This is a genomic window from Sphingobacterium sp. xlx-130 (genome assembly GCF_011007405.1).
In the GTDB taxonomy this organism is placed as follows: Bacteria; Bacteroidota; Bacteroidia; order Sphingobacteriales; family Sphingobacteriaceae; genus Sphingobacterium; species Sphingobacterium luzhongxinii.
The window spans coordinates 64,518-86,359 of the sequence record NZ_WFKN01000009.1 but is presented as its reverse complement, the minus strand read 5'-3'; the positions used below and the strand labels follow the sequence as shown (position 1 = coordinate 86,359).

The following is a 21,842-nucleotide window of genomic DNA, read 5'->3' as shown; positions in this document are numbered from 1 at the left end:
GGCACATGTGTCCCTCTTTTATTTTTAAGAAGCTTTAAAGCCCTGTTTGTTCATGTTTGAAAACCCGCTGTTGGTGTTTCCAATCTTTAACATGTTTTGCTCCCAATTGTTCTCTCCGTGAATATTCAATTCCCAAACATTCAAAGACAGCTATTGAACACAGGTAGGCAATGAACTCTTTGGATTTATGAACTAGTTTTTTTTCAAAAGTTAGCCTCTTACTTGCAGGATTTGCTATGTAATAACTTATCTTTAGTTTTCGAAGGTGAATCACATTAATCAAACTATCTAATAACTCCTCCCAAAAGCCGATATGCTGCTTGATTTCCTGCAGCAAAATAGATTCAAGAAGCCTGTCAAGAGCTGGTTGTGTAGTTGGTTTTTTTGATGTATATATTGTTTTATTCTTAATATAAGGATGCGTTAATCCCTGATGGACTATTAATGTAAAAGAGCTGTCAAACAATTGGATTGATGAGATTGTGTCTGATACAGATTTCCCCATTGCAATCCATTTATTCAGATCTTGACTTTTGAGGTAAGCTATCAATTCATCTTGCGATAGGCGTGCCGCTACCGCGATATGTATGACATCTTTTTCTTGTCTTATCAATGAAACCCCTCTTTCGTTTTCACTTATGCTGATGTAGTAGGTTTTACCTTCAACTTCTATGTACATTATAAAATCGTTACCTTATAATTTAGTGATGATTTGCTATGTTTGTAGGTGTATGAAACCATGACAAGAATATGTATTTACAAATGTAGTGAACAGAATTTGATATTGTTTATTGTGTTTAATAGATAATTTCTGAAAATTAGTATAATCCTAAAGTCTGTCATAGTTTCAACAACATTAATAAATATAAAATCGATGAAAAAAGTAATTGTACTTACAGCCGCTTTAACAAGTGCTGCGTTAGCTTTTGCGCAGCAGCACCAAGCTATTAATCTGTCTCTGATGGATCAAGCAATACGTCCACAAGATGATTTTTATAATTATGTAAATGGTAATTGGATGAAGTCTGTCGAAATTCCTTCAGACAAAGCCAGATGGGGTTCTTTTGATGAGTTACGCGAGAATACAGATATAGCGGTATTGAAGATTTTAAAATCATCATTACAAACTAACTTTACGATAGGTTCTGACGGACAAAAGATTGCAGATCTTTACAAATCGTTTATCGACTTTGATACAAGAAATAAACTTGGTGTACAACCGATCAAAGAGCAATTGAACAAAATCGACGCTATAAAAAACTTAAACGATCTGACTGCCTATTTTGTATCTTATGGTCGCGAAGGGGGAAATCCTTTTTATGGTGGATATGTGGGAGCTCACATGAAGAACTCAAATATGAATGCGGTCTATCTTGGAGGTGGAGGTCTTGGCTTAGGACGTTCATATTACCAAAAGGTTGATAAGAACAACACCAAAATACTAGACGACTATGCCAACTATATTTCTACATTATATGCAAAAGTAGGTCAGCGTACACGTGATCTGAAAGGTCCCAAAGTTGTTGCGTTTGAAAAGTCTATTGCTTCTTACTTGAAAACCATTGAAGAGTCTCGCGATGCTCAGAAAAGATACAATCCAGTAGCCGTGAAAGATCTCGGTAAATTAATAAAGAATGTAGATGTGGCACAGTATCTAACCAGTATGGGCTTCAAAGCAGACACTGTCATCATAGGAGAACTTAACTATTTCAAGAATTTAGATAAGATTGTTAACGAAAAGAATATGCCTGTTATTAAGGAATATCTAAAGTTTCATGTGATGAATGATGGCACATCTTATTTAACGCAGGAATTGGATGAGTTAGCTTTTACCTTCTTTGGACAAAAGTTAAAAGGGCAAAAGGAGCAAAGGGCATTGGACAAGAGAGGGCTGGAGTTTGTTAATGAAAACGCAGGTGAACTATTAGGCAAGCTTTATGTTAAAGACAATTTCCCACAAGATGCTAAGATTGCTTGTGAGGAGCTCGTTAGTTATCTGGTAAAATCTTTTGGACAACATATCAATGACTTAACCTGGATGTCTCCGGTTACAAAAGTGAAGGCTTTAGAAAAATTATCTAAATTTAATGTGAAGATCGGTTATCCAGACAAATGGAAGGATTACTCCAAGTTAGCTGTCAGCAATTCTTTGGCAGACAATATTCGTAATATACATATTTGGACTTTTGAGCAAAATCTGGCAAAACAAGGTAAACCTGTCGATAAAGCCGAGTGGGGGATGAGTCCGCAAACTGTTAATGCGTATTACAGTCCGCTGTACAATGAAATTGTATTCCCTGCTGCAATTCTACAGCCCCCTTTCTACGATTACAAGGCGGATGCTGCGGTTAATTTTGGCGGTATTGGTGCTGTCATTGGTCATGAATTATCACATGGATTTGATGACTCTGGCTCGCAGTACGATGGAAATGGAAATTTGAACAATTGGTGGACAAAAGAGGATAAGGCAAAGTTTGACGCAGCAGCAAATGCATTGGTGGCGCAGTTCGAGTCGTACGAGCCTGTACCGGGGGTATTTGTCAATGGACGGTTTACATTAGGCGAAAATATCGGTGATCTTGGTGGATCTTCGGTGGCTTTTGATGCGATGAAGATGTATCTTAAAGACAAAGGAGACCCAGGTAAAATCGATGGATTTACTCCACAACAACGTTTTTTCCTTTCATGGGCGACTATCTGGCGTACAAAAACAACCGACGAATTTGTAGTGAATCAAGTAAAGACAGACCCACACTCACCAGCCCAATATCGTGCTTTTGGGCCTATAATCAATCTTGATGGATTTCATGAAGCTTGGGATACCAAAGCCGGTGACAAGCTATATGTACCAAAAGACAAGCGTATCGTTATATGGTAAACTGAAATAATAAAAAATCGGAGCCGTCTACTCAGCTCCGATTTCTTTTATTATTTTAATTTGTTTATCACATCTTGCTCTTTTAGTTTGTCTACATTGTTTTTGTCCCCAAACTCTTCTGTTTTTTGCTGAAATGCGTCTAGAATTTCACGTATAGCGTCCGAGTTTTCTGCTGTACGTTGATAGATGTCGGGCATCTTGGACTCGATTAAATTATCTCCCAGCTCAATATTGTCCACCTCGATTTTTCCTATCTTTTCCAATACTGCTTGTTGGCTGTTACGAACATCTTCTAGCTCGCGTGTGATTTTTTCCATCAACTCAAATTTCTTTAATTTATCCATTTTATCTATCAGTTGTTACGTGTATAGAACGGTTGGAAATAAAAAAAGTTTGTTCAAAAAAAATCCCGATAACTTTAGTGAGGAATCGGGATCTCTAGGTGTATGTTCAATATAAAAGTCTTAAGCGACATCGCGTAGGTCGACAGGAACTACACGAGATATACCTTGTTCGACCATGGTGACGCCGTATATAATGTCGGTACTCGCTATCGTACGTTTGTTATGAGACACAACGATGAACTGAGATTGGTTAGAAAATTCACGTATGATCTTGTTAAATTTATCAATATTGGTATCATCCAAAGGTGCATCTACCTCATCGAATATACAAAAAGGAGCCGGTTTTAGTAAGTATAATGAAAACAGTAAAGCAGTAGAAGTAAGTGTCTTCTCTCCACCGGAAAGTTGATTGATTGACAAAGGACGCTTTCCTTTAGGACGAGCAACAATATCAATATCCGACTCCAATGGATTTTTAGGATCACTCAATATCAAATCACAGCTATCTTCTTCGTTGAACAATGAACGGAATACCCGAATGAAATTCTCTCTAACAGAAGTAAAGGCAGCCATAAACTTATCATTGGCACTTTCGTCGATCTCTTGAATGGTCGATAGCAGGGAGTCTTTAGCTTCTACCAAATCATTTTTTTCTTTAGTGATAAAATTGAAACGTTCCGTGATTTCATCGTAAGCCTCTTTAGCCATTGGATTGATGGTGCCGTATTCATCAAGCTGCTTCTTCAATCGTGTACAGGCTGAACCTAATTCCTCCTGAGATTGAGTAAGCTCAGGCATTTCGCCCTCAAGCAACTCTTTTATATCAATATTAAATTCCACCGCAAGCCTTTCTTTCAGGCTGTTAAGGTCGATCTGAAGCGTAGTTTTCTTGTCTTTAATCTCTGTCACCAAGAAATCATACTGATCTTTGGATTTCCTAAGTGCAGTCAGCTCTTCTTCTAAATCATTGAGATGCTTACGAAATGCATAAAAAACTTCTTCCATCTCATGCAGAGCCTTTTCCAACGATTCTTTTTGTTCGTAAAGCTCTTTGAGGTCATCATCGTTGCTATCTGTAAACGTCAACGCATCTTTCATGTCGAGCTTAATCTGCTCTTGATCGGCCGTGTTTTTATTGATACGGGATTCTAAAGCTTCTTTTTGGCTTTCTCTATATTCCAAGTCTTTTTGAATACCCGATACCTTATTTTGTTGTTGGTGCAGACGGATATTCTCTTGGTTGTAAGCTGTAGATTTTTCCGTCAATACTTCGTTCAACTCCTGAAATGCATTTTGAAGGTCTTGTGCCTGCTTTTGACGCTCTTCACTTTCCACATGCAAAATCTTTAACTCTGGTTCTGCTTTATTAAGATCTTCGGATATCTGAGTCAGGCGAGCCTCAATATCAGCTTTACGGTTCTGTGAATTAGCTAAAAAGGCTTGGTATTGCTCTTGTTTCGTCTTTACAGATGTCCATTCATTTTGAAGACGGGCTAGTTGTATACGTAGCTCATCAATTAGCTCCTTTTGCGATTGCAGTTTTAATGAAGCAATAAGTTGAATCTGTTCCTGCTCGACTTGCTGCAAATTGCCGATATGTTCATTTAGCGATTTTATTTCCTTGGCCAAATTCTCTAGATTCTTAGCACGACCAATTCTCTTTCCTTCAAAAAGTCCTACTGATCCACCACTCAAACCTAATTTATGTTTATTAAATTTACCTTCATGGTGTAGTAATATACTATCTGTTGAAGGTAATTCAACTTCGATAGATTTGGAATCATCAGCATGTAACAGATAGACATTTTTTAATAATTCTAAGCATAGCTTTTCGTATTTTTTGTCTACCTTGATAACCTGCATAGCAGGGATCATGTTGTCAGGAACAATCACCGCAGGAGTGGTTTCAATAGGAAGTACAGCATCCAACACAAAGAAGTTTGCGCGACCTCTCGCCGCGTCACTCAATAGGTTGATGGCCTGAATGGCATCCTGCGGTGTATCTACTACGTAGTGGTTCATGACCGACTCTAGGTAGTTTTCAATAGCTACACGATACTCCTCCTTACAGAATAGAATGTCCGAAAATAGGGGATAAGATTTGCTCCAACCTGCATTTTTACGTAAAAATTTGATTGACTCCGGAAAGCCTTCTAAGTTGTCAACCAAAGATTTTGTCAAATTATATTCGTTTTGCTTAGCATCTACCAAGCGAGACTCTTTGCTTAATTCATCCTTTGCTTTAGCCAGTTTATCTTCTGCTGTCTGGATTTTACTGCTCAGGTCGTTTTCTTGTTCGAGTACTTGTTCATAGTGCGCTTGCTGAGCATCAACTTTCAGTTGCAATTCATTAACCGATAGGTTGAATTGATTCAATTCTTCGGCTTTACTGCTCGCGTCAGTAATGTTGCGAAGTGATTCCTGTTCGAGAGACTCTTTTTGAATATTAAAAACAGCAATATCTTTTTCTACTTTGTATATTTTATTCTGCAGTTCATTATTGTCCGCCGCAAAACGGTCCAATTTATTTTTAGCAGTCTGTTGTTGACCTCTTAATTCCTCAACTTCCGTTTTGTTTTTCTGTATATCATCTTGGTATACATCAAGCTTAGCCTGCTCTTCATATAGCTCTTCATTGAGTCTTTTCAAGGTGTAATCCACATGACTCAACTGTTGTTTGTCAAGGTTTTGCTCGGTCTGTATGCGTGCATCTCGTTCTTGTAGATGATGTAGACGCTCGTTTTTTATTTTACGTTCAGACTCATAGGTACGAATTTTATTTTGGAATTCATGTGTAGTCTTTTGTTGTGTAGATAGGCTCTTCTCTTTGATTAAAATTTCTTCACGACCTACACGCAATTCCTTTTCTTTACCATCAATCTGTTCGAGGGTATTTTGCAGCGCTTGTTGAAGATCTTTTTCTTTTTCACTTAAAGAGGTCAGGTCCGAGCTGAAACTATCCAGCCGATAATAGGCTAATCCTACACTAGCCTGTTTATATTCTTCTTTCAATAAGAAGTACTTATCTGCTTTTTTAGCCTGATTTTCTAAAGATTTTAGATTTTTCGTGATTTCGTACAACAGATCATCTACTCGGGACAGGTCGGCTTCAGTCTCTTTTAATTTGTTAAGTGTTTGTTTTTTCCTAACCTTATATTTAGATATACCAGAGGCTTCCTCAAATAGATTTCTTCTTGAATTGTCTTTATTCGCAATAATCTCGTCAATCATTTTCAACTCTATAATGGAATAGGTATCTGCTCCGATACCAGTATCCAAAAAGAGGTCTGTGATATCTTTGAGTCGGCACTTGACATCATTCAAACGGTATTCACTTTCGCCTGTTCTATACAGTTTACGGGTGATCGTTACCGTTGTAAACTCAGTAGGTAAAACACTCTTGTTATTGTTAAAAGTTAAGGATACTTCAGCTAGATTGGCAGGCTTACGCGTTTTTGTCCCATTGAAGATAATATTTTCCATCTTTTCAGAACGTAACGTCTTTGTACTCTGCTCTCCTAGTACCCATCGGATAGCATCAACAACATTAGACTTACCACAGCCATTCGGACCAACGATTGCGGTGACCCCTTCGTTAAAATTTATCGTGATTTTATCACCAAAACTTTTAAAACCTTTGATTTCAAGCTTCGTTAGCTCCATTCATCTTGTTGTATTAGTTCCCACGAAAATAAGCAATAAAAAAGAGAATGGGAATCTAGTTTTTACACATTTTAATAGATTTCCACATCCTGCAGATTCATTATTTATAACCGGTAGAAATCCTTGATCTGTATATCTTCTAAAAACTTCGAATCGTGCGATACGACGACCAAAGTACCCTGATAAGAGTTTATCGCATGTGTTAAAATCTGTACATTTTGTAAATCCAAATTGTTCGTTGGTTCGTCCAGAATAATCATGTCGGGAACCCTTGACGATAGCGTAAGGCAGCATAATGTCAAGCGTAATCGTTCACCACCACTCAACATAGATACCGACTTTTTCCAGTCATCCGGTTGAAACAAAAAGCGTTTCAATCTTGTATTTATTTCTGCGGGCTGTAAGCCCGAATTATTAAATTGTTGAGCTTGTTCAAACATGCTAAGTTCATTCTGTAAGAGTGCGTATTCCTGATCTACATATACCGTATGTTCATGGTTGAAGATACATTGTCCTTCGGTGGGTACGATTTGCTTTTGAATGACTTTTAACAGACTGGATTTTCCTGTTCCATTATCTCCTTGTATAGCCATTCGTTGTCCACTTCTGATTAAAATATGTAATGGATTTGACCATAGCTTCTGTCCATTCTTCTTGATGATCTGGATATTTGTACCTTCAAATAAGGTCTTCCCTTCATGCATATTGATATTTTTAAAGCCAAATTTCATTTTATCCAGATCTGGAACGGTCGATTTCAGCGAGTTCAGATCTTTGGTCAGGTCGCTGATCTTTGATTGATGAACAGCCTTAAGCTTTGAAGTGCTCTTTTCAGCTTTGTTTTTAAGCGTATTCATCATGATACGGGCTACTCCCGCTTGTTCTTGTTTACGGTGACCTCGGGCATCTTGTTTATTTTGTCGTTCGGCGGTCTCTCTTTCTTTAATTGTGGCCTTCCGTAATTCTTTTTCTTTCCAAACGATATCTTCGGCCAACGCGGTCATTTGTAGATGTTTTTGTGTAAGATAGAAATCATAGTTGCCTCCATAGCGCTGCATGCCATCTGGAGTCATCTCAAAAGTGATATTCAGTAGTTTTAATAACTGACGGTCATGACTTACAATAAGCATTGTCTGATTACTTTCGTGTATATAACGGTATAGTTTTGCGCGACTGGAACTATCCAGATGATTGGAGGGTTCATCCATCAACAACAATTGCGGTTGGTGAATATCAATTCCTGCAAGGAGTACTTTGGTCTTTTGGCCACCGCTTAGATCGCTCATTGTTGACCTTAAGTTGATGTTGGGTAAATGCCAATAGTCTAGCGCTTGCTGGCAACGCTCCTCAATATTCCAATCATTATTTAATATGCTGTAATCCTGGTCTTTAACGCTTCCTTTCAATATATTGTCCAAAGCAGTTAACTTGTCTCGAACACCTAAAGCTTCGGACACCGTGAGATGATTGTATTGCCCAAACATTTGAGGAACAAAATAAGTATTATCGTTTATTTGTATTTGGCCTGCAGAGGAGAGCGTCGTTCCGCTAATGAGGTCCAATAATGTTGATTTTCCAACACCATTATTACCGATTAAAGCTGCTTTTTCCTGAGGGGCCAATCGAAAATTTATATTTTCGAACGCAATAGTTTTATTGGAAAATGTATAGGATACATTTTGTAAAATAAGCATAATTTCTTCTTTTAAAAGGATAAATGGAATAACAGATCCGGTTAGCGGATAAGTTGTTTTTGAAAAGAGAAGAAATTAATTTTACATATATGTATTTTGATGTTTCTTGATACAAAGGTAAAAAAACTTTCATAATCCAGGAGCTGCCGGATTATGAAAGTCCCCCTACGTCACCTCGACCTTGTAGAGAGGTCTATGTAACTATCTATAGAAAAATATATATCATTAGATATAACTACATTGAGCCCTTCGGGGTTCTCCGCTAAGGTCGAAATGACGACAAAACGGTCAAATAAGTGAAAAATATTTTTTATGGTTTTCCTGTTTTTTAGAACAACCCGTATAGCTCGGCTTCAATCTTTTGTATGATACTTCCTAGATCTTCCGGTTTATTTGCAAAGTCTAAGTTGTCTTTGTCTAATACCAATAGCTTGCCTTCCGTGTAGTTGTTAATCCATTTTTCATATTTGTCATTCAATTTGGACAAGTAATCTAAACGAATACCCGATTCATAATCTCTACCGCGTGTCTGGATGTTATTGACCAACGTCGGAACAGAAGCTTTTAGGTAGATCAACAGATCCGGTGGTTTGATATAATGGATGATACTCTGAAATATGTTGCTGTAATTTTCAAAATCACGTGCACTCATCAAGCCCATATCATAGAGATTCTCCGCAAAAATGTACGCATCTTCATAAATCGTGCGATCTTGAATCATATTTATGCTTTTGCTTTGTAATTCTACAATGTGACGAAAGCGACTATTCAAGAAGAAAATCTGTAAGTTAAAAGCCCAACGCTTCATATCACTATAGAAATCTTCGAGATAAGGATTATCGTCTACAGTCTCAAACTGAGGCTCAAAGTTGAGATGATGAGCCAATAGCTTTGTTAATGTCGTTTTTCCGGCTCCGATATTTCCTACAATTGCAATATGCATAGCTCAAATAAAAATTAAAAAGTCAAAATTTAAAAACGTATTTCCCCTAGTCGCAACTTCTTAAAAGAGCTTCTTGATACCAATAATTTCACGTACTTCGCGAAGGGTTTTTTGTGCACTGGCAGAGGCTTTCTCGGCACCTAACTTCAGTGCTTTCTGAATGTACTCTTCATCCTTGTATATTTCCTCGATCCGAGAACGCACAGGTTCAGTAGCGATTACCATATCTTCGGCTAGTTGCTTTTTAAAGTCTCCATAACGGATCTCACATTTGTTGTATAAATCATCAAAATGAGATAATGTATCTGCTGAAGAGACCACTTTCATTAAATCAAAAAGATTCTGTACGGATTCTGGTTTTGCCTGATTAGGCTCAGTCGGACCAGAGTCTGAAACGGCACGCATAATTTTTTTACGGATCACTTCAGGCGCATCAGATAGATAGATACAATCTGCGTCACCGTTTGATTTTCCCATTTTACCCTGTCCACTTAAACCAGGTACTTTTACTAGTTTTTGAGCATAAGAGAAAGCGAAAGCTTCTTTAAAGTAATCTACTTTATAAAGATGATTAAAGCGATTTCCAAATGTTCTCGTCATTTCCAAGTGTTGTTCCTGGTCTTTTCCTACAGGTACTTTGGTCGCGTGATGAAGCAATATATCACATGCCATCAACACAGGGTATGTCAATAGGCCCGCATTTACATTGTCTGGATTAGAACGAACTTTATCCTTAAAAGAAGTAGACCTTTCAAGTTCTCCAAGATAGGCGTTCATATTCATATAAAGATAGAGCTCGGCTACTTCTGGTACATCAGATTGTACGTAAATAGTCGATTTTTCTGGATCAATCCCAGCTGCTAGGTATTCGATGACCACATTGCGGACTGTAGACTGTAAATCTTGCGGAGCTGGATGAGTCGTAAGTGAGTGCAAATCAGCTATAAAAAAGAAGCAATTGTAGTCATTTTGCATTTTCACAAAATTGCTCAATGCTCCGTAGTAGTTTCCTAAGTGTAATTTTCCGGTACTTCTTATACCGCTAACGACAGTTTCCATATGCTGCAAAACTAAGGAATTATTCCTAATATTTCGTTTTACCTAGCCTATATTTTGGAGGCTACAGCCCCAAAGACTTTGCTTCATTCCAATAGATATCCATTTCATCAAGGCGCATGTCGCTAAGTCGAAGACCATTTTCATTTGCTCGATTTTCAAGATGGGTAAACCGGCGAATAAATTTTTTGTTGGTTTTCTCCAATGCATTTTCTGGATTTATTCCCATATGTCGCGCATAGTTAATCAAAGAAAATAGAAGATCACCAAATTCTTCCTCTGCTTTTTCTTGATCAATACTTTCTTTAACCTGCAGATCAAACTCTTGCTTAAATTCTTGTAGTTCCTCTTCCACCTTATTCCATACCTCCGCTTTATCTTCCCAATCGAAACCTACACCACGCACCTTGTCTTGTATGCGATAGGCTTTTACTAAAGCAGGGAGAGTTTTCGGTACGCCAGATAATACAGAGCGATTTCCTTCATTCAATTTGATCTGCTCCCAATTATTCTTTACATCTTCATCATTTGACACCTTGGTATCTCCATAAATATGTGGGTGTCTATGTATCAATTTGTCACAGACATTATTTAGTACATCCGTGATGTCGAAAATCTGTTGTTCTTCTGCAATTTTAGCGTAAAATACCAGATGCATCATAAGGTCTCCAAGTTCCTTTTTAACTTCATTAAGGTCTTGATCCAATATGGCATCAGCAAGCTCATACATCTCTTCGATCGTGAGGTGCCGCAGACTTTCCATCGTCTGTTTTCTATCCCAAGGACAGTCTACACGTAAGGTATTCATTACAGTCAATAGTCTAGAAAATGCATCAGCTGGATTTTTAGCTAAAGGAGGGATAAGATATGCCATACTGTCAAAATTTTGTTGCTCAAAGGTACTATTTTTTCTGAAAGCGTTTGTTCTTTAAGGACATCAAGAACTTTTATGAGCCGCAGTTAGGGACTCATAAAAGTTTATTGTGATTGAAGGAAGAAATATACCGTTGTTATTGGCCAAAGCAAAATCAATGGTGGAAAAAATATTTATCAGTGCTTTTGATTTTTCTTGTTAGAGGATATTAGGTCGAATATATTTTGATGTTTTACTAATTTTCGGTGACTTTTTGTAAACTCTACCTGTACATTTAAAAAAAAGACTTCGTTAAGTTTTGTAGAATTAGGTGCTTCTTAGCACCTGAAAAACACGCCTCTCAATAGGGCCATTTTAAAGCATTCTACTCCAATATCTTTTTTAAGGTAAGTATGTTTTGTGTTGGTGTGGATTTTTTAGAAGGTTAATTTGGAGTTAATATGTATTGTCCTTCATTTCAAAAAAAACTAAACAGATTCCAGAATTAGTTGTTTTTTAAATAGAAACAATATCATTTTAAAAATTAGGAGGTTTTGATGGAAACAATCTTTAACTATGAGTCTGCAAGTGTGGCACTGGAGAAGTTGACAGATCTTGGATATACTATTGACTATAATGTGCTTTTTGAAGAGTTGTTCAAAGCAGCCGAAGAGTATACAATTGATTATCTCTATCGCTATGAAGGTGCTACTGATCCTAGTGACGAATCTACTGTGTATGGAATCAGAAATATCGTTAATAATAATAAAGGTGTCTTTGTAGTGGGTGATTTGTCACTGGTAGAAAGTAAGAAGAGAGAGATAATTTTGAACTTGGAGCTGCGTTCAAAAAATAGGGGGAAGTAAATCTTTGCCACATATAGTCGAATAAAATTTTGTAAGGTTCTATATTTTATCTTGGTTTTATTGATTTTGGAAATTGTCTTCGGGGTATGTTATTATTTTTCTAGCTTTGAGAAAATATAAAATTTCTAAATTGTATTTCGTCCCTATTGGAGCAGAATCACAAATTAAAACAAGAATAAACTTATGTATTACAATTATCAGATTCCAGAAAAGTCTTCGTCTTATATCGATATAGAAGAAAAATGTGGTGCGCATAACTATCATCCGCTACCTGTTGTATTAGCAAAGGGGGCCGGTGCTAAAGTTTGGGATGTAGAAGGCAAAGCATATTTTGATTTTTTGTCTGGTTATTCTGCCGTAAATCAAGGTCATTGTCATCCTCATATTATTAAAGCGTTAACAGATCAAGCTCAGGAATTGACACTTACATCGCGTGCATTTCATAGTGACAAGATGGCTGGGTATACCCAGTACATAACAGGGTATTTTGGTTATGATAAAGTACTGCCCATGAACACAGGGGTTGAAGCCGTAGAGACGGCGTTAAAACTAGCGCGTAAATGGGGTTATGAGGTGAAAGGTGTTGATCAGGGGCAGGCTAAAATAATCACAGTGGAAGGAAACTTTCACGGTCGTACGATAAATGTCATTTCTTTCAGTACTGATGAAACGGCAAAAGGTGGTTTCGGGCCATTTGTAAGCGGATATGTAACGATTCCTTACAATGATATTGAGGCATTAGAAAAGGCGGTTCAAGACCCTAATGTGGTAGCGTTTTTAGTAGAACCTATACAAGGCGAAGCTGGTGTATATGTGCCAGACTCAGGATACTTGGCATCTTGCTACAAGGCATGTAAAGCTAATAATGTGTTGTTTATAGCAGATGAGATACAGACGGGCCTGTCCCGTACCGGAAAGATGTTGGCCTGCGATCATGAAGGTGTGAGACCTGATGTCTTAATTTTAGGAAAGGCGTTGAGTGGAGGCGTATTGCCTATCTCCGCGGTACTTGCTGATGATGAGGTGATGCTTTGTATTAAAGCAGGTGAGCACGGATCTACTTATGGAGGTAATCCTCTAGCTTGTGCTGTTGCTATTGCTGCGTTGGAGGTGCTTAAGGAAGAGAATCTTGCCGAACGCTCCGAAAAGTTGGGCAAGATATTTAGAAATGAGTTAAGAAGCTTAAACAATGAATACGTTAAAGAAGTTCGTGGAAAGGGATTATTAAATGCTATTGTGATTGAACATAGTAACCCTGATGCAGCGCAGTATTTTTGTGTAGAGTTGTTAAAGAACGGCTTGTTAGCTAAGCCGACTCATGGTGACAAAATTCGATTTGCCCCACCTTTGGTAATATCAGAGGAGGAACTACAAAAAGCGATTCGTATCATTGCGACAAGCCTAGCTGTTTTGCAGTCAATTTAATAGCAAATCGGTATTCTTTTAAAAGGTGGTCATCTTGGATCACCTTTTTTGTTTGCATAATAACTATTTACGCGATACACAATAAACCAATAGGTCTCAATTCGGTCAAAGGATTAAATTTAATAGCTTATGAAGGCTTTTCCTACTTTGCTTTTTGTTTTCTTTGTATTCTATACAGTAGATGCTCAACATCGTCAAATCCGCGAGGACATCTTTGGTAATTTGGAGTCTATTTCCAATGATAGATCCTACAATGCCAAGCTTGTACGTAATATTTTTGATGATCTGGTGTTTACAGATAGCAAAAATAACAAGCTCCATTTTGAAAAAAAATACTTAGAAAGGGAGTTCCCTGGCATTTTATCTGATAAGAAACGACAATCTGATCTGCTTGCTCGCTTGATACGGGAGAACAGGCGTCAGTCATCGTATTCTGCAAAATTCAGTATTGATATATTTGATAATCTAAAAATCGAAGACAATAAGGGATATAAATTGGAGCGCGGAACTGATATTTTTGGTAACGAAAATGTTGTGGAGGAGTATGGGAATACGAGAACTTCATTTACGCGGAATCTAAGCGGTGGTCTAGAATACACGGATGGAAGCGAGAAAGCTTCTTTATCAAAAGATATCTTTGATCGATGGATTTACAAAGATAGTTTTGGAAATGAGATTCAGTTTGGGAAGAATTCCTGGGAAAGGATTCTTCGAAGATATAAAAGTGAAGAGTCGGTATTTAATGATCTACTTGATGATTACTTTTACAGGTAGTGGGCAAATACTTTTTTTATGTAAAATAAAGAACCACGTATATTGTCCGATCTCTTCTTTTTTGTAGATTCAAACAAAATTTGAGGTCTTGAAAAAAAAGTATCTACTTTGGGTTATTTTTATTCTTTGTTCTTGTTCGGATAGGGAGATTAAACAGGAGCCTGTGGTTTCATTGGATCTTTCTAAGCATTATCGGGATGCTTTTGACTATCTAGAAAGAGGACGATCCGACAGTGCTTTTGTAGCGTTTGAAAAAATCAAAAGTATATCGGTAGCTGCAAAAGACAGCTTCAATATAGCCAAATCTATAATTCAGATGGCTTTTATCCTTCGAGATGTCGGAGATCATTATGCTTCGCAAGAATCTTCTTTAGAAGCAAATGTCTACCTGGATAGTACAGACTTCAGCCACGCAACTTATTTAAGTTCCAATTATAATAACCTAGCTAGAGCAACAAGTGCTTTAGGTGACGTAGAAAGTGCACTCAATTTTTATGATAAAGCTATTCAATATTCTACCGATTCATTGGATACCAAAGTGTTTTTTAATAATAAGGCAAAGACATTGTCAGATGTGGGCAGAGGGCGCGAAGCGTTGAAGATATATGAGCAAATATTGAAGAATAAAAACAAGAATAATAATGAATATGCACGATCATTAACAAACTATGCTGTCGAACGTGGAAAGTTGGATAAAAAGTACGATCCTTTAGCGGATCTTCATAGGGCATTACGGATTCGTTTGGCTAGGAACGATCAGTGGGGGATAAATTCTAGTTTTAATCATCTTACTTTGTATTATGAAGATAAAAGTCCAGATTCAGCGCTTCACTATGCAAAAATGCGATGCGACATAGCTACCAGACTCAAAAATCCTGATGAGCGGCTAAAAGCGTTGTATCAGTTGATAGCTGTTAGTTCCGATGACGATGCGAAGTCACTTTTTGATCGGTACAAAAAGCTAGGAGATAGTTTGCAAAGGGTACGGTCAAAGTCAAAAAATCAGTTTGCATTAATCCGTTACGAAGTGGAGCAGGATAAGTCCGCAAATCTTAAACTTGAAAAGGATATTAATGACAAACTGTACCGTATAAATATGCAAAGACTATTGACTATAGGGGGAGGCGTAATATTTGCTATCTTGGGGGGATTTGGTTATATATGGTACAATAGACGCAAACAAAGACTTTTATTGGAAAATAATAATCGTGTTAAAGAACATCAATTGAAGACCTCTAGAAAGGTTCATGATGTGGTTGCCAACGGATTGTATCGCGTTATGGCTGAGATTGAAAACCGCGATGATATAGATCGGGAAAGTATATTGGATCGGTTGGAAGGAATGTATGAAAAGTCGAGAGACATCTCTTACGAAGGTTATCTTTCGGACGGTTCAGACGTGCAGTTGTATCGTGAATCATTGGGGAATATGTTGCGTTCTTTTGCTACCGAAAATCGTAGGGTCGTTTTAGCTGGAATTGATTTGGAACTATGGGCTGCTGTGTCGGTTAATGTTAAAAATGAGATTGATCAGGTGCTTCAAGAGCTTATGGTAAATATGCGCAAACACAGCGAAGCTGACCGGGTTGTTGTTCGTTTTGAACAAACGACAGATCTTCTTCATATCTATTATACGGATAATGGCATTGGTCTGTCTTCAAATATTGTGTGGGGGAATGGATTAAATAGTATCGTCAATCGTGTGAAAAGTATAGACGGAAAAATCACATTTGTTAATGAGAAAGGGGGAGGAATGAAAGTTCATATTTCGATTCCTGTCCTTTAAATATCTATTGTATGTTTAAAAAGGTACTTATTGCCGAGGATCATGAAATAGCTAATATTTCGGTACAGAAGACACTACAGGAACTGGGAATTGCCGAAGCTAAATATGTGTATTATTGTGATGATGCATTGACTTGGATTCGTAATGCGATCCGTGATGGAGAACCGTATGATTTGTTAATTACCGATTTATCATTTGAAGACGATTATAATGCCCAGCATCTTTCAAATGGGGTCGATCTTATTAAAGCCGTAAAGCTGGTACAACCTCAGATTAAAGTTTTGGTTTTTTCTGCTGAAAATCGAAGTAGTGTAATTGATGAACTCTTTAAAAATTACGATATTGATGCCTATGTGCGTAAAGCAAGAAGGGATGCACAGCATTTGCGAGATGCTTTACAAAGCATTTTTAATAATCGAAAATATCAATCTCCTGATGTGAAGCAAGTTATGCGTGATCGAAAGACGCATGAATTTAGTGTGCTTGATATCGAGGTTGTTTCTCTTTTGTCTCAGGGAATACTGCAGAAGAATATTCCCCAATATTTACAGGAAAAGGGGATCAAGCCATCAGGTTTAAGCAGTGTAGAGAAGCGACTCGGTATGATGAAGGATTTACTCGGGTTCTCTAAGAATGAACAACTCGTTGCCTACTGTAAAGACATCGGGGTAATATAACATTTCTGGGGGCAAGAATTGATCTTAAAAGTCTTGTTCATGCCATAGAAATTCAATTGGTTAAAAAAATGTTAAATGCATTTAGAATTTGCCTTCTAGCTGTAAATTCGATGCCTTATGATAATTTGGATAGTTTGCTGTCCACTTTTATTACTACTTTCCAGTCCAATAGCTCAGTCATCTCCAACGGTACATGTTACGACATCGCACTTTAAACCTTTTAAAAGGTTACAGGCCGAGCAACAGACAGAATCTCCCTTTACGCAGCAATCTATTATTGAAGGTACAAGTGAAGTTGGTTTATTTTCTGTAGTAAAGAAATATTTGTCTTCACTGCACGTTTTCTTCTTGCTTGTTTACGGCGGACTGTTGATTCAATTTTTCTTTTTCTTCAAAAGAATGTTACCATTGTTTTACCATTTGGCTGTCCAAGCTCAAGATCGATACCTAATACAGCCTGTATTACTAATTTAGAATCCCCCTTCGCTGAGAAGAATGCCGCTCTTGGTATCTTTCGGTTTTTTTATCCCCTAAAGATATTTTTCAAAAGTTCACCCCCTATTCTCTGGTATGTGTTGGGCTATGGCTGATTTATATACAGGTATTTTTCTGGTAATCAAATAGTCTATATCGTGAGGGTGGGGTGCGAGGTGGAACTTGACGAAAATAAGACGGATTATTTTTAAAAAAAATAAAAATTAAATTACGATGAAAATCAATGCGTTTATTGTAATAGGCGCGATCTTATGGGGTTCTTGTGCGAGAATATGTATATCAGATCTGTTCACTAAAGAATATTGAGATATGAGCACAAGAGAAGGGGGCTCTGTAGCAAATTTATATGGATGAGGGACAATTTGTAAGTCAAGGGCAATTACTTTTTAAGATTGTGCCAACCTTGTATTAAGCGGAGTTTGAAAAGGCTAAAGCATAGGCTGATATGGCCGCGATCGAATTTCAAAATGCAGAAGCCCTATTGGCGAAGAATATCTTAGCCAATAATGAGGTTAAAATGGCGAAGGCAGAACTGTCAATTGCAAGGGCACATCCTTCATTTACGGAGATTCATACACCTTTTAGTGGTACAATAGATCGTATTCAATTGCGTCTAGGAAGCCTAATTGACGAAGGGCTGTTGTGTTAACCAATCTTTCCGATAATAGTCAAGCCAATAATGTTCCCTTATAGAGGAAATATTGAGTTGATCGAGAGTGAATTTGATAACGAAAGGGGAAGCTTTGCTTTTGGTGCGCGCTTTCCTAATCCGGAAGGAATACTGAAAAATGGACAAACCGGAAAAATACAAATGAAAGTTCCGCTAACCCTAGCAGTACCTGTATCATTGATCGGTACATTTGTGCTGATGCAAGTATTCGGCATCACCATCAACTTAATTACTTTGTTTGCTTTGGTGCTGGCAATAGGTTTTGTTGTTGATGATGCTATCGTCGTTGTTGAAGCTGTGCATGCGAAGATGGAGGCCGAACACTTATCTCTGCTCAAAACCACCAAAAAGGCGATTCGCGAAATTGCGGGAGCAATTATCGCCATTACCTTCTTCATGGTTTCGGTATTTATTCTCGTCGCGTTTATGTCGTGCTCTGTAGGCGTATTTTACCGCTAGTTTTCGATAACAGCGGCGACTTCCATTATCCTATCCGGTATTGTAGCATTGACATTACCCCCGTGCTCTGTGCTTTCTTTTGATAAATAATCACAGCAAAGAGCGAAAAATGTCCCCCTTGGATCGTTTTATCCTGGCATTCAATCATTTTTTTTGAGGAACAGCTGCGGCTCTATCAATCTGTTCTAGCAAAGATTGTCAATAAGGGTACTTGACCTTTTTGATTGTTTTACTTTTCAGTATCGAAACCTATTTTGATGACATCCTTCGCTTTTATTGCAGGATTGATTCCATTAATATTTGCTTGGGGGTACGGCCCGTGCTCGTCAGTTGCAAGCCTTGTATCAATTACGAGCAGGTAGTACTTAATGCTTATTTAGAGGTAGCCAATCAAATGTCGGGTATATCCAACTTACAGGTGGAGGTTGAAAAATAAGAAAAGCAGGTGCGGAGATATTGAACGATGCCATTGTGGTCTCCAAAGAGCTCTTTATTAGAAATAGAGCGGAATATCTTAAAGTGTTGACTACTCAGCGCGACATTTTGGAATCTAAATTGAATTTGTTTGAATTGAAAAAATCACAGTTTTTGGCCCCATCAAAGTGTACAAAGCGGTAGGAGGAGGGTGGAAATAATAAATTTTAAAGAAAAGCGTCTGCTTTACGGGTTCCCGTAAACGCAGTCTTTGGGAGTTCTTACCTTTGTAATCGTAAAATATGGTATAGCATGTAGATGCATGATTTGGACATGATTTACACACAAACACAGCAGATGGCCATGAGCATATTCTTTGATTCAAACATTACATTCCTTTTGAGAGAAGGATCTATTACCAATTCCATCATAAAGATGAAAGGAATATGCAACCTGTTGACTCAACAATCTGAAAGCTTCGGTGACCTAGAGCGATCGATTTATTTGAGTCAACAAGAACATGGTTGTTACCAAGTCTTAGACAATTCTTCGGATTTATTATTGGGCCTGTACATGACATTACGCAAGTTATTTCCAAGTTCTTCTCATTTTGCTGGATTGGTATTCAAGGGGAATGAGAAGTTTAGTCTTGAAGATATTTTGGAAGGGAAATCCAATTATGAACAGCTGCGAAATGTGGTGTATGAATGCGATAGTTTTTTGGAATTGGTGCTATCCGGTATGGAGAAGCGGCAAAGAATGAGGCAACAGGTCTTGGAATTGTGTGCTCAGCTTCGATTTAATATTAGTGTATGCCCCTAGGCATAATCAACCTTTTTTTGCTTAACTTCGATTATCTCGAACAATCGACAAAGTTAATAAACAGGAGCAATATCAGATTTGGGCGTATAAAATTTGCTTGATTTGATATTTAATGTTAATTTAGTTCATGATGAACATTAAGCAATTAGACAAAACCTTTTTTTAGCAACGTTTTAATACGATAGTTATAGGGAGTTTAAAACTTCATATTAACTTAACATGTGATCCAATTAAAAAGGATAATTTTGTGTTTTTACTAATTTCTGACTACTGGGGCGGTCCACTCGACAGAAAATTAGCGAAAAATATGAAATTAATTACTTTAAAAAAACCTGAAGTAAAACATATAGGCTTTGCGCCATTGTGTTTTCTTATCGGTATGACATGCGCATTTTCGTCCTGCAATAAGGAAGATGGAAAGGGAATGCTGATAGATGGAATAATGGTGTCCGAAACAGAGACCTTCGAAGAGAAAGCCGGACAGTTGATTTGGAAGGCCGAAGGAGGATTTGACACTTTATATGTAGCGAGCAACAGCGCTTTGCAACTTTCTTTTGAAACCAATGAGACCAATAACTGGTTAAAGGTGGAAAAGGTGGAAGCTATCGCAGGTACAAACAAATCTCGTGTTATCTTGGGCGTGTTGCCTATGGAAAAAAGCTATAAAAGACGTGTCGGTGTACTCAATATAAATAACAGAGATGCTTATTCTGGGGTATTTATTCGGTTGAACCAAGGGTATAATACGCGTATTGAGGAAAGCTTTGCCTGGTTGAAATTTGGTTCAGGCTCACCGCTAGATTTGAGTAAAGCTGTTCCTATGGCACTATGGAGTACAGCACAGAAGCAGGTCGGTTGGACGAGTTCAAATACAACATCTACTTTAGGGATGAACGGTTATCTGCTGTTGGGTACGGCCGACCAAGGTAGTAGTTTATATTCACCGATATTTCCGGGCTTAGAGAAAGACAGCCTGTTATTACTGACCTTTGACGCTGTTGGATACGTTTCTAAAGAAGGTGTTAAGGACAGAACTAAGCTTACGGTAAAGTTGAATGGAGCCGAGTTTGAAGATGGTAAAACCAGCAAGATGGTCACTTTGGCCCATTACGATTACGAATCTGCACTTCTATTGAGCAATATGTGGGAAATCGGACGGTTTTCATTCGTAGTAAAAAAACCGAGCCTTATGCCAGCAGCATCGACAATACAGTTACAGTTTCAGACAGGAGATCATCAAGAGGATGCTGCCAATAGAGTTTTTATTGATAACATCAACTTATATACTACTGACCAATATAAAACGATCAAGAAGTAATAACGAAACAATTTGTTAATCATTAAATAACTTGAAGGATATACAAAATCATTTAGTTTGTGCAGCCATTAGGGCATCGGATGGTACATTATAATGTAAGTAATGAACGGTATTTTAGAAGGTGTTGAATTTGAGCAGTTTATATTAGGAGATGCTAAGGCCTTTCAAAAAGCTTTTGACTTCTATTTTCCGATTATCTTCCGTTATGCCTTAAGCAAAGGGACGGAAAAGGAGGATGCTGAAGATATTGCTCAGGAAGCATTTACCCTTTTGTTTCTGCACCGTGATAAAGTTCGGACTTCGAACGACCTTTATCCTTATTTATACATTATTACCAAGAGACTGTGTATATCCTTTTTTAGAAAAAAAATAAGCGGAGCGAAGACTGTTCAGGAAGCATCTTTTGAATGGTCTTCGATTTCTCTGCATTTAGAGCAGAAAATTAATTTTGTGGAACTAAATTGTATTCTCCAACAAATTATTGCGACGTTGCCACCCCAGCAACAGGAAATATACCGCCGGTTTAAGTTGGAAGACGAGCCCCAGCAAGATATCGCTGAAAGTATGGGGATCTCACGGCATACAGTCAAAAACCATTTGCAGGTTGCAACAAAGCTAGTACGCCTCAAGCTACAGAAAATCTATTTTTTCTTATTTTAGGTATTATAAGTTTTCTTTAAAAAAAACACATTTAGGACTAGTACA

General features: G+C 37.7%; 19 protein-coding genes. 12 read left to right on the top strand and 7 right to left on the bottom strand.

The features are described from left to right. Positions 1–34 precede the first annotated feature (34 nt). Positions 35–679, bottom strand: a complete 645-nt coding sequence (locus G7B18_RS15555) for a hypothetical protein (protein ID WP_164123391.1) — start codon at positions 677–679, stop codon at positions 35–37. 195 nt (positions 680–874) lie between these two features. Here G7B18_RS15555 and G7B18_RS15550 point away from each other — a divergent pair, with 195 nt between their 5' ends. Next, positions 875–2,878, top strand: coding sequence for a M13 family metallopeptidase (locus tag G7B18_RS15550; RefSeq protein WP_164108476.1), 2,004 nt, complete (start codon positions 875–877; stop codon positions 2,876–2,878). A 50-nt stretch (positions 2,879–2,928) separates the two neighbouring features. On the opposite strand, the gene G7B18_RS15545 is transcribed toward G7B18_RS15550, so the two are convergent. From G7B18_RS15545 to mazG, 6 genes are all read right to left on the bottom strand, one after another. Beyond that, on the bottom strand, positions 2,929–3,222 hold the full coding sequence (locus tag G7B18_RS15545; RefSeq protein ID WP_164108477.1) for a hypothetical protein: 294 nt from the start codon (positions 3,220–3,222) through the stop codon (positions 2,929–2,931). 120 nt (positions 3,223–3,342) lie between these two features. Further along, positions 3,343–6,885, bottom strand: a complete 3,543-nt coding sequence (smc, locus tag G7B18_RS15540; protein ID WP_164108478.1) for a chromosome segregation protein SMC — start codon at positions 6,883–6,885, stop codon at positions 3,343–3,345. A gap of 104 nt (positions 6,886–6,989) precedes the next feature. Further along, on the bottom strand, positions 6,990–8,579 hold the full coding sequence (locus tag G7B18_RS15535) for an ATP-binding cassette domain-containing protein (RefSeq protein ID WP_164123389.1): 1,590 nt from the start codon (positions 8,577–8,579) through the stop codon (positions 6,990–6,992). A 328-nt stretch (positions 8,580–8,907) separates the two neighbouring features. Beyond that, positions 8,908–9,522 (bottom strand): deoxynucleoside kinase, encoded by a 615-nt coding sequence (locus tag G7B18_RS15530; protein WP_079642474.1) that lies wholly within the window; start codon positions 9,520–9,522, stop codon positions 8,908–8,910. Between the two features lie 60 nt (positions 9,523–9,582). Then, the gene (trpS, locus tag G7B18_RS15525; protein ID WP_164108480.1) at positions 9,583–10,581 is read right to left on the bottom strand and encodes a tryptophan--tRNA ligase; all 999 of its coding nucleotides are present in this window, start codon (positions 10,579–10,581) and stop codon (positions 9,583–9,585) included. Between the two features lie 61 nt (positions 10,582–10,642). Further along, complete coding sequence (gene mazG / locus G7B18_RS15520; protein WP_164108481.1) at positions 10,643–11,452, bottom strand: nucleoside triphosphate pyrophosphohydrolase; 810 nt, start codon at positions 11,450–11,452, stop codon at positions 10,643–10,645. A 536-nt stretch (positions 11,453–11,988) separates the two neighbouring features. Between mazG and G7B18_RS15515 the strand changes: the two genes are divergently transcribed. The 11 genes from G7B18_RS15515 to G7B18_RS15465 all read left to right on the top strand — a co-directional run bounded on the left by G7B18_RS15515 (position 11,989) and on the right by G7B18_RS15465 (position 21,797). Continuing rightward, positions 11,989–12,297: a hypothetical protein gene (locus G7B18_RS15515; RefSeq protein WP_164108482.1), complete on the top strand. Its 309-nt coding sequence runs from the start codon at positions 11,989–11,991 to the stop codon at positions 12,295–12,297. A 183-nt stretch (positions 12,298–12,480) separates the two neighbouring features. After that, the gene (rocD, locus tag G7B18_RS15510) at positions 12,481–13,722 is read left to right on the top strand and encodes an ornithine--oxo-acid transaminase (RefSeq protein WP_164108483.1); all 1,242 of its coding nucleotides are present in this window, start codon (positions 12,481–12,483) and stop codon (positions 13,720–13,722) included. Positions 13,723–13,851: 129 nt separating this feature from the next. Then, positions 13,852–14,496 carry a hypothetical protein gene (locus tag G7B18_RS15505; RefSeq protein ID WP_164123388.1) on the top strand — a complete coding sequence of 215 codons (645 nt, stop codon included), beginning with the start codon at positions 13,852–13,854 and terminating at the stop codon, positions 14,494–14,496. Positions 14,497–14,584: 88 nt separating this feature from the next. After that, positions 14,585–16,282 (top strand): tetratricopeptide repeat-containing sensor histidine kinase, encoded by a 1,698-nt coding sequence (locus G7B18_RS15500; RefSeq protein ID WP_164123386.1) that lies wholly within the window; start codon positions 14,585–14,587, stop codon positions 16,280–16,282. A gap of 11 nt (positions 16,283–16,293) precedes the next feature. Continuing rightward, positions 16,294–16,959: a response regulator gene (locus G7B18_RS15495; RefSeq protein WP_164108486.1), complete on the top strand. Its 666-nt coding sequence runs from the start codon at positions 16,294–16,296 to the stop codon at positions 16,957–16,959. A 117-nt stretch (positions 16,960–17,076) separates the two neighbouring features. Further along, complete coding sequence (locus G7B18_RS15490) at positions 17,077–17,433, top strand: hypothetical protein (RefSeq protein WP_164108487.1); 357 nt, start codon at positions 17,077–17,079, stop codon at positions 17,431–17,433. Between the two features lie 466 nt (positions 17,434–17,899). Continuing rightward, positions 17,900–18,103: a hypothetical protein gene (locus tag G7B18_RS15485; protein ID WP_164108488.1), complete on the top strand. Its 204-nt coding sequence runs from the start codon at positions 17,900–17,902 to the stop codon at positions 18,101–18,103. A 30-nt stretch (positions 18,104–18,133) separates the two neighbouring features. Then, a complete protein-coding gene (locus G7B18_RS15480) occupies positions 18,134–18,583 on the top strand; it encodes an efflux RND transporter permease subunit (protein ID WP_410528455.1) in 450 nt (149 codons plus the stop codon). 747 nt (positions 18,584–19,330) lie between these two features. Continuing rightward, positions 19,331–19,819: a hypothetical protein gene (locus tag G7B18_RS15475; RefSeq protein ID WP_164123384.1), complete on the top strand. Its 489-nt coding sequence runs from the start codon at positions 19,331–19,333 to the stop codon at positions 19,817–19,819. Positions 19,820–20,126: 307 nt separating this feature from the next. Continuing rightward, a complete protein-coding gene (locus G7B18_RS15470; protein ID WP_164108490.1) occupies positions 20,127–21,137 on the top strand; it encodes a hypothetical protein in 1,011 nt (336 codons plus the stop codon). Between the two features lie 102 nt (positions 21,138–21,239). Beyond that, entirely contained in the window at positions 21,240–21,797 is a 558-nt protein-coding gene (locus tag G7B18_RS15465) for an RNA polymerase sigma factor (RefSeq protein ID WP_164108491.1), read from the top strand. The last annotated feature ends 45 nt before the right edge of the window (positions 21,798–21,842 follow it).